We start from the raw sequence: 13,364 nt of genomic DNA, 5'->3' as shown, positions 1-13,364 counted from the left end.
GCAGCGTGAGTTGCTACCCCCTTCCATCAGCCATAAAAACAATGAAAAATCGCGTTCTGCGGTGATCCGCCGTGGGCCAGAGGAAACAAGTAGAACAAGGATAAGGGCAGGCTCCATGGAAGCTTTCGGAGGCACCGCGTCACATCCGTCCCGCAAATGGGCACCGCCCGCTGACGCGAGCGACATCGTCAAGAGCATCCATGCGATGCTGCACCCGCGCAACATCGTGCTGGTCGGCGCCACCGACAAGCCCGGCAACTACGCCGAACGGATCTGGAACAATCTGATCAAATACGAGTATGCCGGCGGGTTGTTTCCGATCAACGCCAAGCGCGAAACCATCTGGGGCGTCACCTGCTACAAGGATTTCGCCAGCCTTCCGGAAAAGCCGGACCATGTGTTGGTGCTGGTACCGGCGCGATTCGCCGTGCAGGTGATCCGCGACGCGGCCGCTGCCGGCGCCCGCTCGGCGACCATCGTCACATCAGGCTTCAGCGAGCTGCAGGACGAGGAAAGCCAGCGGCTCGCGGTCGAGCTGAAGCAGGCGATCAAGGAGACCGGACTTGCGGTTACCGGTCCAAATTGCCTCGGCAATCTCAGCGCCGGCGAGAACCTGTTCACCAATATCGACGACCGCATCGTCACCATGGAGCCGGGCGCGGTCGCGATCGCCGGCCAATCCGGGGCGATCGTGATGGCGATCCGCCAGGCGCTCGAGGATCGCGGCGTCGGCGTCGGCTACATGGTCACGACCGGTAACGAATCCGGCCTCGAGACCCCGGACCTGATGAGCTATTTCGCCGCCGATCCGAGCATCCGCGTCATCGTGGTCTATCTCGAAGGCGTCAGGAACACAAAGGTGTTCCGCGAAGCCTGCAAGGCCGCGCGCGCCGCGGGCAAGCCGGTGATCGCGCTCAAGCTCGGTGCCTCCGAAGGCGGCCGCGCCGCCGCGATGGCGCATACCGGCGCGCTCGCCGGCTCGATCGAGACGTTCGATGCGATCTCGACCCGCGAAGGCGTGATCCGCGTGCGCGGCCTGGATGAACTGATCGAGACCACCGAGTGCTTCGTCCATGCCGATCCGCCGAAGGGCAACCGCCTTGCGGCGGTGTCGCTATCGGGCGGCAAGCGCGGGCTGCTGATCGACGCGTTCCATTCCGCCGGCCTGAACTTCGCAGCGCTGAGCTCGAACGCGTCCGAGCAGCTGGCGAAGATGCTCGGGCCCGGCAGCATCGTCGGCAACCCGCTCGACGCCGGCTTCGCCGCGGTGGTCGATCCCTCCGTCTACATGAAGTCGATCAAGATCATGATCGACGATCCCGACACCGACATCGTCATCATCGATGCCGAGCTGCCGAAGGCGCCGCATGAGCTGCGCGAGCGCAATCTGCGCATCGTCAACGAGATGGCGGGCCAGGCCAACAAGCCGGTGATCTATATCAGCGCGATGTCGATCGGCTTCACCGAATTCACCAAGGGACTGCGCAAGTCGCTGCCCCATATCGCGGTCATGCAGGGACTCGACCGCGCGGTCGGCGCGATCAAGTCGCTGATTGAATATGCCGGTCTGCGCAAGGAAGTGCCCGACATCGTGTCAAGCTCGAAGGCGTCCGCTCGCGCGGTGCTGGAGAAGACGCTGAAGGCCGCCAACGGCGCCGCCGCGCTCGACGAGGTCGCCTCGAAGCGGCTGCTCAAGGCCTACGGCATCCCGATCTCCAAGGAGGACGTCGCGCAGACCGCGGCGGAGGCCGTGAAGATCGGCAAGGCGATCGGCTTCCCGGTGGTCGCGAAAGTTGTCAGCCCCGACATCCTGCACAAGTCGGACATCGGCGGCGTGGTGCTGAACCTTGCCAACGCCGCCGAGGTGAAGAAGGCGTTCAACGACATCACCGCGCGGGTGAAGAAGCTGAAGGGCAAGCCGAAGCTCGAGGGCATCCTGATTGCGCAACAGGTCAAGGCCGACCTCGAGCTCGTGGTCGGCGCCTCGCTCGATGCCGAGATGGGCCCCGTGGTGCTGTTCGGCACCGGCGGCGTCGATATCGAGCTGCTGAAGGACGTCGCCCTTGCCGGCGCGCCGCTCGATGCCGCCGAGGCGAAAGAGCTGATCGCCAAGACCAAGGCCGGGGTCAAGATGAAGGGCTATCGCGGCAAGCCCGCGCTGCACGAGCCGTCGGCGGTGAAGGCGCTGGTCGGGCTCTCCAACCTGATGGCCGACGCCAACGGCCGCATCGCCTCAATCGACGTCAATCCGTTCCTGATCAACAGCAAGCTCGGCGTCGCCGTCGACGGCCTGATCGTGCTGAACAACGCCGCCGCGAACAAGGCGGCGGGGCATTAACGCTCTCATCTCCCTCTCCCCGTTCTTACGGGGAGAGGGTTGGGGTGAGGGGGCTGTCCCCGCATACACAATGGCAAGCAGATTCGCGGAGACTCCCCCTCACCCGGATCGCATCTCTCGATGCGATCCGACCTCTCCCCGCAAGCGGGGCGAGGCAACTTCAGAAGCTCGCACCCCACTGGCGCGCGGTCTGCATCACCCAGTCGCGATAGAGCGTGAGCGGCGTCACCCCGGTGATGCCGCCGCAGCCGGCGGTGCCGTTCGGGCCGGTGGACCAGCTCACCACGCCGACGATGACAGGCCCGCCTGGCTTGTCCTCGAACACGGGCGCACCGGAATCGCCGGTACAGGCGCCGAGCCCGTCGCGCACGCCCTGCCCGACCGGATCGACCAGACGAATCTGCAGCGTGCCGGGCTTGCCGCTCGCGATCAGGCCGGCGACGCGAATGCTGCCGCCGCTCTTGCCGTCGCCGCGCACGGTGACACCGACGCCTGCGACGGTGAAGCGGCCGCCGACCTGGATCGGAATGTTGGGCATGCCGAGCACGGCCGGCGCCTTGCCTGCGGCTGGGTCCGCGAGCTGCAGCAGCGCGACATCGGCGGTCGCCACATGATTGGTCATCGCCTGCATCCGAAAGCCGGGATGGATCGCAACCGTCTTGACGTCCTGCAGCTTCGGCTGCCGGTCCGGCCCATAATCGACGATCTTGTAGTCGGCACCGGGCTGCACGCAATGCGCCGCGGTCAGCACCACCTTCGGCGCGATCAGTGCGCCGGTGCAGAAATTGCCACGCGAGCCGACGATGGTGACGACGGCGCGCGCGACGCCATCGGTCGACGGCGCGCCACCACCGACGATCGCGAAGGCCGGCGTTGCCATCAACAGGGTCAGAAAGGCTGTCGCTCGAATCACGCTCGTCATGGAACCCTGTTGATCTGCATCTGTATTGAGCACATCCGAGGCGCGGCATTGCGTCGCTCACACTCGGCCGAAGAACACGCAATCTTGTACAGAGCACCCGGGCCCGCACGCGTCAATTATCTAAATATCTAGACGTCGATCACTACGGCGTTGAAGTCGCCACGAGATTTCCAGCAGCCCGTGGTGCGCACGCGCTGCGTCTCGCCACCTTGCCGCGATATCCATCACACCGTATCCTGCATCGTGCTGCCGGCACGACGTTCGAATGTGAACTGTATCTCTTGATCCCGCGCGTATCAGAGCCGTAATTTCGACCTGATAATATAATACAACCTCTGGCAGCATACCGCATACTTACCTTCATGACTTTCTGGATGCCGGTGCCGTTGACATAGAGACGGCTTTTCATCCGCCATTTCGTTGAGTTTCGAGGATAATGATGAGGATCGCGGTCGTCACGCCGATCAGGCTGTTCAGCGAGGGGCTTGCCTCGAGTTTCCGGAACCACGCCGAGTTTGCCGTCGAGGCGGCAGTCGCCGATCTTGCCGGCCTGCGTGCGACCCTCAAGACCGGTAATGTGGGTGTCATTCTGATCGACGTCACACAGGGCATCGATCTCGACGAGGTGCGCGTGATCGCGAGCGAGCATGCCGAGATCGCGCTGGTGGCGCTTGGCCTCAACGAGGACCGGCGCGACGTGGTCCGCTGCGGCCGAGCCGGGTTCAGCGGCTACATTTCCCGGAATGCCAGCTTCGACGAGCTGTGCCGCGCACTGTCGGACGTGGCGTCGGGGCGGCTTGCCTGCAGCGCCGAGATTTCCGGCGGACTGCTGCGCGCGTTGTTTTGCATGGAACGTCAGACGGATACGATCGATACCGACCAGGGCCTGACGCGCCGCGAAGGCGAGGTCCTCAAGCTCATCGGGCAGGGCATGTCAAACAAGGAGATCGCACGCGATCTCAATCTCAGTCTTGCCACCGTCAAGCATCACGTCCATCACGTGCTGCAAAAGCTCGGCCTGCCGCGCCGGGCGCAGGCGATGCGGCGGGTTCGCGAAGCGCCATGGATCGCATCATCTGCGCCGGCTCTCGATCGTCGCCGCGAGCTCGACTGACACCAGCGACCTGAATTCCGTATTCGACTGACCGCAGCGCGCGCACGCATTGGTGCGCGAATGCGGCGCGGCTTTGCACGCATGCGCGCCGCATCACGCCGCGAGACCGATCCCGACTAAACCCTTTGATCGATCTTTCGAGGCGCGGGATCGATCTCACGGATCGGTCGATCCGTATCATCGGCTCGATCCTTTCTGATCCACCGCGGCGAATAGGCCTTTCGCGGCACACCTGCCACAACAGCACCAACGCAGCGACATGCCGCTCTTTTCGTTCGCTGCGCGGTTGCAGATTGCCGTGGAAGACGGATCGGCTGCACGAATTCGCAGCAGATCGGCCAGGATCGATTTCATGAATCCAGTTGCCGACATCGCTGGTCTGGCTGCCTTGTGGCAGAGAACGTCGGGTGGCGACCCCGCGGTGAAGATCGCGATCATCGACGGTCCCGTCGCTCTCAATCATCCCTCGCTCAGGCAGGCCCGTGTCGCCATGGGCGGCGAATTCGTCGCGCCGTCTTCATCGATCATCCAGTCCGAGCACGGCACGCATGTCACGAGCGTGCTGATGGGGACACCCGGCAGCCCGGTGCTCGGCGTCGCGCCGAACTGCAGCGCAACCGTGTTCTCGATCTATCGCGAGAATGCCGCCGGGCAGATCGAGCCGTCCTCGCAAAGCACATTGGCGCTCGCGATCAACCAGGCGCTGGCGGTGGGCGCCGACATCATCAACGTCAGCAGCGGTCAGCAATCCGCGACGGGGCAGGCCGATCGCATTCTGGTCGACGCGGTGCGCGCCTGCGAGCGCGCCGGCAAGCTGATCGTCGCCGCCGCCGGCAATGATGGCTGCCGCTGCGTCCAGGTGCCGGGCAGCCTCGCTTCGGTGCTTGCGGTCGGCGCGTGCGATCTGGCCGGCAACCCGCTGCCGTTCAGCAATTTCGGCGACGCCTATCTGGAGAACGGCATCCTGGCGCCTGGCGAGAACATCGCCGGCGCCTCGCCGGTCCGCAACGTCAGCCTGCGGTCCGGAACGAGCTACGCTGCGCCGATCGTGACAGGCGTCGTCGCGCTGCTGCTCTCATGCCTGCGCCAGAACGGACGCAAGGCCGATCCGCAAGCCGTTCGTGCCGCGCTGCTCGAAAGCGCGGTGCCCTGCCGCAACGACGGCAGCGCCTCGCGCTGTCTCGTCGGACGGCTCGATATTCCCGCGGCTGTCGCCGCCCTGCTTGGCGAGCAGGCGGACGCCGTCATGCCGTCGGGTGCCACGGCCGCGCCTCCCCACTTCTGGGGAGTGTCCGCGCGCCCTTTCGTCCAACCGTCATTCGCCGCTCAGCCAACTGCAACCAGAGAGGGTTCCATGGGAGATCTATCAGCAATGTCTGCACCATCGGCTCCGCGCATATTCGGGCCGGACGGCTCGATCCTGCGAAGCAACGGCGGGATCATGCCAAGCGAGGCGCAGCCCGCCGCGCCGGCGGCACCTGCGGCCATGGCCGTCCCCGTTGATCACGGCGTCGTCACCGCGCCGATCGCCGCACCCGCGCCTTATCCGTATCACGCTCCCCATGCGGGCGGCGACATGGTCTGGATGCCGGCACCGGCACCCCAGATGATGATGCCGCCGATGATGATGCCGCAGATGGCGATGCCAACGGCCGGCATGATGCCGCAAACCTGGCTGCAACCGCAGCAGCTGCACGCGCTGATGCCGAGCAATGCGCTTCCCGCCGCAATGCCCCAGGCGCTGCCGATGTACGAAGCGCCCGCGGTTCGAACCAGCGAGAAGAGCTGCGGCTGTGGCGGCGGCATGCGTCCGCAGGGCGCGACGCCCGAGTCCACCGGACAGCTCGCCTTCCCGATCGGGCGGCTGTTCTACGATTTCGGCAAGGAAGCCCGCCTCGACTACTTCGTGCAGGCGATCGCCAACTGGCGCGACAGCCTGATCGGCCGCGGCGATCCGGCCTTCGGGCCCGAGCGCGACCACTCCGGCGATACCTCGGCGCCGTACAATCCGGCGATCATGGCGCGCTATCTGTTGAACCAGGCTGAAGGCGAGACCGCGACGCCGGCCGGCGCCGGCAACAACTTCCCGGACGCCGACGCCATCACCTGGACGATGACGATCGATTCGATCCCGATCTATGCGATCAAGCCGCTCGACGTGTTCGGTCTCGGATTCTTCGCCGCGCTGATCCTGGCGCTGTGGCATCAGGAGGTTTCGCACGACGATCCCGCGACGACCCGCACCGTGGTGCTGGCGACGGCGGCCGCCGCCGGCGCTGACGCACGACCGATCACGCCCCCCGCATTCCCGCCGCGCGGCGGCGTCGCGCGGGTCTCGATGGCCGGTTGGGTCGACAGCACCAACACGACCAAGCTGCTCAACGGCACGGTCGTTCCGACGCTGGTGACCGATTGGCGCGGCTTCTACCAGTGGGATCTCTACACGCTGTTCGGGCCCGACCCCACCACCTGGCCGGACGGCGCCGAGGGCTTCCTCGAGCGGATCTACAACGAATTCCGCAATGTCGGTCTTTCGCCGCAGGATCGCGCGCTGAACTACTCGGCGATGAATGCCTACAATACGCGGAAGATCTTCACCGACGTCGCCAAGAAGGGCTTGCGGCTCGACACCGTCGAGGTCGACCAGAGTCTGATCTGCCGTCCGGAATCGATTTGCCACGACGTGACCTACCGCTTCTTCAACCCGACGCAGGTCCTGACCCAGGCTCGCGAAGTCTATCAGTACACGATCGATGTGAGCGACGTGGTGCCGGTGGCGGTCGGGCCGCTGCGGCAGTGGCAGGTCTATTGACGCGATTGCTCCTCTGCGTCCGGAGGAGATCAGAACGTGGCGCGAATTAGCGTCACGTGGTCCAAGGGATCGACGCGATGAGCGATCCCCTGGGCGACGTCCAGCGACGGCTGCCCCGGTCGGTGCCCACCTCCCGTAGTTGCCGTCAATTCAAACCGAAAGAAGGAGCTGAACATGTACGCAAGGAACGACTTTGAGACCTTCGGCAGCGTGCGTAGCCCGATCCAGTGTGAGGGCATCGAGCGCGGTCCGAAGCGGATTGCCGAAGTGGCGACCAACGGGTCGGTCAACCCGCAAGGTTGGCAGGACATCCTCGGTACGGCCGTGCAGGCGCTGCCGGGCGTCCTCGGTGCTTTCGGCATCTGATCGCCAAACTCGGGGCCCGGCGCTGTCGGGCCCCACCCCTGCCCTCGAGGAGGCCGACATGATGCAGAAATCCACCGCCAGGAGCCCACAGCAACAGCAGCAGAACGGTCGCCGGATCGAGCCGTCCGGAAAGATCGTCGTGTCATCAGTCGTGAGCCACGCCTCACTGCTCGCCGCGATCAGCGACCGCAACCCGATCATCGCCAAACGCACCACATCCGACGAAGACAAATCCTGACGACGTCGTCATCACCGAACCTATGGAGCCGATGCCATGGCAAAACCGCCCCGCAAATCCGGATCCGACAGCGCCGCCTCTCCGCCGCCCGCGGAAGCATCCGCAGCGTCAAGCCTCGCCGACGCGCGGCGCCCGTTGGAGGCGGCCGTTGTCGCCCGTCCGAAGATCGCCACCACGCCCGCCCCGCCGACAACGTCGGCCTACATGGCGCCGCCGCAGGGCCCCGGTGCTCCGCAGCAGATGCGCCATGACGGCTCGCCGCGTTCGGAGGCGCGGCTCAACACCGCGATGAAGGTCCTGCTCGATCCCACAGCCCGCGCGCTGCCGAGCAAGGTCTATTCCGGACAGGCACGAAACTGGACCCGCAGACCGTAATCAGGTCCACGCACTGAAGGCGCTTCGATCCGCTACCCGGACATGCAACGGCCCGCCCGATCCGGCGGCGCGGCCGTTGCCGCTCTTCGGAGAGAGACATGAACCAGAACGGCAATCCCCCTCGCATCGATCTGCGCCGCGCCGCCTGCACATTTGTCGGCCTCGGGACACTCCTGTTTCTTGCGGCCGGCACCATGCGATGGGCCGGCGCCTGGATGTTCCTGCTCGAGATCACGATCGGCGGACTGATCACCGAGGCATGGCTCGCAAGACATGATCCGGGCCTACTGGCGGAGCGCCGCACCGCGCGCGGCCAGGCCGGGTGGGATCGCGTCATCACGACGATCATGCCGCTGTTGTGGCTGACATGGCTGCCGCTGATGGCGCTCGACGCGGTGCGCTACCGGACATCGTTCGTCCCGTTCTGGCTGCAATGCGCCGGCGCGGTGATGATCGCCGCATCGTTCTACATCGTCTATCGGACCTACCGCGAAAACAGCTACGCCGCCCCCGTCGTGAAGATCCAGCGCGAGCGCGGGCATGCTGCGGTGACCACGGGGCCGTACGCCTATGTGCGCCACCCGATCTATGCCAGCGGCCTGTTGACCTATGTCGGCACGCCGCTGCTGCTCGGATCCTGGTGGGGCCTTGGCATCGTGCCGGTCATGGCGGCGCTGCTCGGCCTGAGATCCATGATGGAGGAGCGGATGCTCACTGCCGAGCTCGACGGCTATGCCGAATACCTCGGGCGCGTGCGTTACCGCCTGGTTCCGATGGTCTGGTGAGCCCGTTCCGCGTGGCGGAGTTTGCCGCGAACTGGCGGCTTGCCTGATTGGCGGCAATTCCAATAAAGAAGGCTGAACGCGCGTTTCCCTGTCTTCGGCCAAAACGGCCGGACGACCCGAGGCGAAGCCGCCGCTTTGCAACGGGCAGGACATTGATGATCGAGGCAGTGATCTGGGATTTCGGCGGTGTCTTGACCACCTCGCCGTTCGAGGCCTTCGCGCGCTACGAGACTGAGCGCGGCCTGCCGATCGACATCATCCGCCGCACCAACGCCGCCAACCATCTGGAAAACGCGTGGGCCAAGTTCGAACGCGCCGAGATCGGTATCGATGCATTCGACGAGCTGTTCGCCGCGGAATCGAAGGCGCTCGGCGCCGAGGTGCGCGGCAAGGACGTGCTGCCGCTGCTCTCCGGCGACCTGCGCCCGGAAATGGTCGAGGCGCTGAAGCGCATCAAGGCGGAATTCAAGACCGGCTGCATCACCAACAATCTGCCGTCGAACCCAATCGGCAGCCACAGCGGACGCACGCTCTATGTTGCCGAGGTGATGTCGCTGTTCGACCACGTCATCGAGTCCGCGAAGATCGGCCTGCGCAAGCCGAACCCGCGCATCTACCAGATGATGGTGGAGACGCTGCTGGTGAACCCGAAGCACTGCGTCTATCTCGACGACCTCGGCGTCAACCTGAAGCCGGCGCGCGAGATGGGCATGACCACGATCAAGGTCGCGAACGCCGCGCAGGCGATCTCCGAGCTCGAAGCTGCGACCGGCCTCACGCTGAGGTGAAGTGGCCTCCCGGCATATTCACTCCGCATTCAGGCGGCAGTCGCTAGTTCTCAGCCTCCCCTGGGTCACGGCGCGACCATGGAATCGCATCGTGATCCCTTTCCTGGTCTGAGCATGACGTTCCGGAAAACCGACGTTCACTTCTCCGGATCATGCCCGCGGAGGCTCACCCCATGAAACATCTCGTCGTCGCCCTGGTCTCGGCTGGTTCGCTGCTGGTCTCGGTCGCAGCGTTCGCGCAATCAACCTCAACCCCCGCACCGGCGGCAGCGCCGGCGGCGGCTCCAGCGCAAGAGAACACGTCGGCGGCAGCGCCCGTCCCCGGTGCCAAACGCGCGGCCTGCCAGAGCGCGGCGAAGGCGTTGAAGGGACAGGACCGGCATGACCAGATGCAGCTCTGCATGGCGCAGGCGCATCTCGACTGCCTGAAGCAGGCGATCGACCAGAAGATCACCGGCCCGCAGCGCAAGGATTTCGTGAAGAGCTGCGCGGGCTAGAAGCTGCCGCCTCCTCCGTATTGCGCTCGGCGGAATACCCCGGAACCATGCGCTAAGCCCATGCCTTTGCGGGCCAAACGAGCCTTGTGCTTTGCCCGCAACGGGAGCAGAACAGGTCCGAGTTCAAGGCAAATTCGGAGCTGATCCTCGTGGCTGACACCAGGCCCACCGCCTCGATCGAGGCCGCGGAAAGCGGCCTCGCCGCGCAAGGCTATATTGCGAGCCGGCAGATCGCGACTGCGGTCTACCTGTCGCAGCAGATCGAGAAGCCGATCCTGGTCGAGGGCCCTGCCGGCGTCGGTAAGACCGAACTTGCGAAGGCGATCGCCGCCTGGCGCGGCCTGAAGATGATCCGTCTGCAGTGCTATGAAGGCCTCGACGAAGCCAAGGCGCTGTATGAGTGGAAATATGCCAAGCAGCTGCTCTACACCCAGATCCTGAAGGACAAGCTCGGCGAGGTGCTCGGCGGCGCGCAGACGCTGGCCGCAGCACTCGACCAACTCCACACCTTCGGCGACGTGTTCTTCTCCAAGGAATTCGTCGAGCCGCGGCCGCTGTTGCAGGCGCTGGAGCAGCCGGCCGGCTGCGTGCTCCTGATCGACGAGATCGACAAGTCGGATGCCGAATTCGAATCGCTGCTGCTGGAGATCCTCTCGGACTTCCAGGTCACGATCCCCGAGCTCGGCACCGTCTCCGCGGTGGCGCCGCCGACCGTGATCCTGACCTCGAACAGCGAGCGCGATCTCGGCGATGCCTTGAAGCGGCGCTGCCTGCATCTGCATATCGGCTTTCCCGAGCAGAAGCTGGAAGAGCGCATCGTCGAGAGCCGGGTGCCCGGCATCTCGCAGACATTGCGCAAGCAGATGGTCGGCTTCATCCACGAGATCCGCTCGCTGGACCTGAAGAAGCTGCCCTCGGTCAGCGAGGCAATCGACTGGGCGCGCGTGCTGGTGCTGCTGCAAGCCAGCGAGCTCGACACCGAGATCGTCAAGGACACGCTCAACGTGCTCCTGAAATACGAGGCCGATATCGAGGCCGCGACGCCGCAGATTTCGTCCTTCATCGCCAAGGCGTCGCGCCAAGGCGTATTCAGCTAGACCAAGATGCGCGAGAACCTGCATCGCTTCTTTCGTGCGGCGCGGGGAGCCGGGGTCCGGGTCTCGCCCGCGGAAAGCATCGATGCGATGCGGGCGGTCGCCCAGGTCGGCTTTGCCGACCGCGACATCCTGCGCGACACGTTCCTGCTGACGCTTGCCAAGACCCAGGACGAGAAGCGCTCGCTCGGCGAATGCTTTGATCTGTTCTTCAGCCAGCCCGAGCCGCAGCAGGAGACCGCCGAGCAGAACAAGACCGACGACAGCAGCGAATCCGGCGCCAACCCGTCGGCCGACGAGCATGGCGATGCGGCGGGCGACGCCGCCAGCGAGAATGTCGGACCGCTGGCGCAGATGCTGCTGTCGCAGGATCGCGCCGCGATATCGACGGCGATCGCCAATGCCTCCGGCGCCGCCTCGCTGCCCGACATCCGCTACTTCACCCAGCGCGGCATCTTCCAGACCCGCATCCTCGATGCGATGGGCATCCAGCGCCTGCGCGACGATATCGACGAGCAGACCACGCGCAATCCGGCGCTCGCCGAGCGGCTGCAGGAGGCGCTCAACGGCCTGCGCGGCACCGTTCGCGACGCGGTCTCGCAAGCTCTGCTGCTCTACGGGCGCGAGGAGACGGAAAATCTGCGCAACGAGATCCTGCGCAACGCCCCGCTGGCGCGGATCGAGCCGCGCCAGGTCGAGCAGATGCGCGCACTGATCCGCCAGATCGCGCGCCGGCTGCGCGAGCGCTATTCCAAGCCGCGCAAGCGTCAGCGCCGCGGCCATCTCGACGTCCGCCGCACGCTGCGCCGGAACGCGGCCTGGGGCGGCGTGCCCTTCCTCACCGCGTGGAAGCGCAAGCATCGCGACCGGCCGAAGATCGTCGCGCTGTGCGACGTCTCGGGTTCGGTGGCCCGCGTCTCGGACTTCTTCCTGCTCCTGATCCACAGCCTGCACGAGGTGGTTGACGACGTCCGCTCGTTCGCCTTCTCGGGCCATTTGATCGAGGTCAGCGACATCCTGGAATCGAAATCGCCGGAAGAGGCGATGAAGGAGATCATGTCCAAGGTCGGCTTCGGCTCGTCCGACTACGGCAATTCCTTCGCCGATTTCGAGCACAATTGGATGAGCGCGATCACGCCGCAGACCACGGTGATCGTGCTCGGCGACGCCCGTAGCAACAATCTCGATCCGCGCGCCGACATCCTGCGCCGCATCGGCGAGCGCTCCAAGCGGCTGGTGTGGCTCAACCCCGAAGGCCGCATGGTCTGGGGCTTCGGCGATTCCGAGATGCCGCGCTACGCGACCTTCTGCACCGTGGTGCGCCAGTGCGCGACCGCCCGGCAGCTCGAGCGCGCCGTCTCCGACATCGTGGCGACCTATCAGTAGACCGCCAGCGCTTTAGAGCGTTTTCGAGCGAAGTGGACACCGGTTCGCGTGAAGAAAACGCGTCAAACAAAAATCTAGAGCTTCGGTTCTGATTCAATCAGAACCGAAGCTCTAGAGGCGAAGCGAGTCGCTGTGAGATAGCCATCCGACAAACGCGACCAGCGTCAGCACGATCGAGGCAAAGATGCTGACGAGCTTGATCGTCGTGATCGCCTTCAGGATCGAGACGGAACGTGCTGCCGCATGCGGGTCGCCGCGCAGCAACAGCCAGGCCAGCAAGCAGTCCTCGATCAGGTCGCTCAGCAGATACACCGCCGGCACGACCAGGCCGAGCCACGCTGCAGTCGGATAGATCTGGTTGAGCCAATATGACGACGCCGCGCCCATCGCGCCCGCCAGCGCCAGCATGACGATAAGATCGAGCGGGAACAGAATCGGGAAGACATATTTCATCCGGAGATCGGATTGCACCAGCTCGCCGAGCTGATCGCCGGTGTAACTCAGCGTCTTCTCCGGAAAGCGGGTCCGAAATCTGTTGGCGAATACGCGATCGGAGTAGCTGCCGACCCAACAGAACAGTCCGAACGCTATCACCACCAATCCCGCGAGAATGACCGTCACGAGAGCTTGGTGGCTCATTCCGACCCCT

At 65.1% G+C, this 13,364-nt stretch carries 13 protein-coding genes; 11 read left to right on the top strand and 2 right to left on the bottom strand.

The window, feature by feature from the left end; translation table 11 throughout:
- The first annotated feature begins 115 nt into the window (after nt 1–115).
- On the top strand, nt 116–2,338 hold the full coding sequence (locus ACVWW1_RS33200; protein ID WP_456658793.1) for an acetate--CoA ligase family protein: 2,223 nt from the start codon (nt 116–118) through the stop codon (nt 2,336–2,338).
- Between the two features lie 160 nt (nt 2,339–2,498).
- On the opposite strand, the gene ACVWW1_RS33195 is transcribed toward ACVWW1_RS33200, so the two are convergent.
- Nucleotides 2,499–3,260, bottom strand: coding sequence for a S1 family peptidase (locus ACVWW1_RS33195; protein ID WP_456658792.1), 762 nt, complete (start codon nt 3,258–3,260; stop codon nt 2,499–2,501).
- A 439-nt stretch (nt 3,261–3,699) separates the two neighbouring features.
- On the opposite strand from ACVWW1_RS33195, the gene ACVWW1_RS33190 reads away from it, so the two are divergent.
- The 10 genes from ACVWW1_RS33190 (at nt 3,700) to ACVWW1_RS33145 (ending at nt 12,715) form a co-directional block, all read left to right on the top strand.
- Nucleotides 3,700–4,374, top strand: a complete 675-nt coding sequence (locus ACVWW1_RS33190) for a LuxR C-terminal-related transcriptional regulator (protein ID WP_456658791.1) — start codon at nt 3,700–3,702, stop codon at nt 4,372–4,374.
- Nucleotides 4,375–4,726: 352 nt separating this feature from the next.
- Nucleotides 4,727–7,186: a cyanobactin maturation protease PatG family protein gene (locus tag ACVWW1_RS33185; protein ID WP_456658790.1), complete on the top strand. Its 2,460-nt coding sequence runs from the start codon at nt 4,727–4,729 to the stop codon at nt 7,184–7,186.
- Nucleotides 7,187–7,360: 174 nt separating this feature from the next.
- Nucleotides 7,361–7,552, top strand: coding sequence for a hypothetical protein (locus ACVWW1_RS33180; protein ID WP_029080476.1), 192 nt, complete (start codon nt 7,361–7,363; stop codon nt 7,550–7,552).
- A 58-nt stretch (nt 7,553–7,610) separates the two neighbouring features.
- Nucleotides 7,611–7,790 carry a hypothetical protein gene (locus ACVWW1_RS33175; protein WP_092126523.1) on the top strand — a complete coding sequence of 60 codons (180 nt, stop codon included), beginning with the start codon at nt 7,611–7,613 and terminating at the stop codon, nt 7,788–7,790.
- A 36-nt stretch (nt 7,791–7,826) separates the two neighbouring features.
- Nucleotides 7,827–8,165 carry a hypothetical protein gene (locus tag ACVWW1_RS33170; protein ID WP_456658789.1) on the top strand — a complete coding sequence of 113 codons (339 nt, stop codon included), beginning with the start codon at nt 7,827–7,829 and terminating at the stop codon, nt 8,163–8,165.
- Between the two features lie 98 nt (nt 8,166–8,263).
- Entirely contained in the window at nt 8,264–8,950 is a 687-nt protein-coding gene (locus ACVWW1_RS33165; RefSeq protein ID WP_456658788.1) for a methyltransferase family protein, read from the top strand.
- 155 nt (nt 8,951–9,105) lie between these two features.
- A complete protein-coding gene (locus ACVWW1_RS33160; RefSeq protein ID WP_456658787.1) occupies nt 9,106–9,738 on the top strand; it encodes an HAD-IA family hydrolase in 633 nt (210 codons plus the stop codon).
- Between the two features lie 173 nt (nt 9,739–9,911).
- The gene (locus ACVWW1_RS33155; RefSeq protein ID WP_420967499.1) at nt 9,912–10,235 is read left to right on the top strand and encodes a hypothetical protein; all 324 of its coding nucleotides are present in this window, start codon (nt 9,912–9,914) and stop codon (nt 10,233–10,235) included.
- A gap of 149 nt (nt 10,236–10,384) precedes the next feature.
- Entirely contained in the window at nt 10,385–11,332 is a 948-nt protein-coding gene (locus ACVWW1_RS33150; protein WP_456658786.1) for an AAA family ATPase, read from the top strand.
- A gap of 6 nt (nt 11,333–11,338) precedes the next feature.
- A complete protein-coding gene (locus ACVWW1_RS33145; protein ID WP_456658785.1) occupies nt 11,339–12,715 on the top strand; it encodes a vWA domain-containing protein in 1,377 nt (458 codons plus the stop codon).
- Between the two features lie 111 nt (nt 12,716–12,826).
- On the opposite strand, the gene ACVWW1_RS33140 is transcribed toward ACVWW1_RS33145, so the two are convergent.
- Nucleotides 12,827–13,354, bottom strand: a complete 528-nt coding sequence (locus ACVWW1_RS33140) for a hypothetical protein (RefSeq protein ID WP_456658784.1) — start codon at nt 13,352–13,354, stop codon at nt 12,827–12,829.
- Between the last annotated feature and the right edge of the window lie 10 nt (nt 13,355–13,364).

The sequence above is a fragment of the Bradyrhizobium sp. JR3.5 genome (assembly GCF_054057015.1).
Note: the sequence above shows the minus strand (reverse complement) of the source record. Positions and strands in the feature narration are given on the sequence as shown.

What these genes read in the sequence shown, in the direction of transcription:
- ACVWW1_RS33165 (WP_456658788.1), top strand. Translation starts at nt 8,264, where the DNA reads ATGAACCAGAACGGCAATCCCCCTCGCATCGATCTGCGCCGCGCCGCC.
- ACVWW1_RS33200 (WP_456658793.1), top strand. Translation starts at nt 116, where the DNA reads ATGGAAGCTTTCGGAGGCACCGCGTCACATCCGTCCCGCAAATGGGCA.
- ACVWW1_RS33145 (WP_456658785.1), top strand. Translation starts at nt 11,339, where the DNA reads ATGCGCGAGAACCTGCATCGCTTCTTTCGTGCGGCGCGGGGAGCCGGG.
- ACVWW1_RS33180 (WP_029080476.1), top strand. Translation starts at nt 7,361, where the DNA reads ATGTACGCAAGGAACGACTTTGAGACCTTCGGCAGCGTGCGTAGCCCG.
- ACVWW1_RS33175 (WP_092126523.1), top strand. Translation starts at nt 7,611, where the DNA reads ATGATGCAGAAATCCACCGCCAGGAGCCCACAGCAACAGCAGCAGAAC.
- ACVWW1_RS33190 (WP_456658791.1), top strand. Translation starts at nt 3,700, where the DNA reads ATGAGGATCGCGGTCGTCACGCCGATCAGGCTGTTCAGCGAGGGGCTT.
- ACVWW1_RS33185 (WP_456658790.1), top strand. Translation starts at nt 4,727, where the DNA reads ATGAATCCAGTTGCCGACATCGCTGGTCTGGCTGCCTTGTGGCAGAGA.
- ACVWW1_RS33160 (WP_456658787.1), top strand. Translation starts at nt 9,106, where the DNA reads ATGATCGAGGCAGTGATCTGGGATTTCGGCGGTGTCTTGACCACCTCG.
- ACVWW1_RS33195 (WP_456658792.1), bottom strand. Translation starts at nt 3,260, where the DNA reads ATGACGAGCGTGATTCGAGCGACAGCCTTTCTGACCCTGTTGATGGCA.
- ACVWW1_RS33155 (WP_420967499.1), top strand. Translation starts at nt 9,912, where the DNA reads ATGAAACATCTCGTCGTCGCCCTGGTCTCGGCTGGTTCGCTGCTGGTC.
- ACVWW1_RS33140 (WP_456658784.1), bottom strand. Translation starts at nt 13,354, where the DNA reads ATGAGCCACCAAGCTCTCGTGACGGTCATTCTCGCGGGATTGGTGGTG.
- ACVWW1_RS33170 (WP_456658789.1), top strand. Translation starts at nt 7,827, where the DNA reads ATGGCAAAACCGCCCCGCAAATCCGGATCCGACAGCGCCGCCTCTCCG.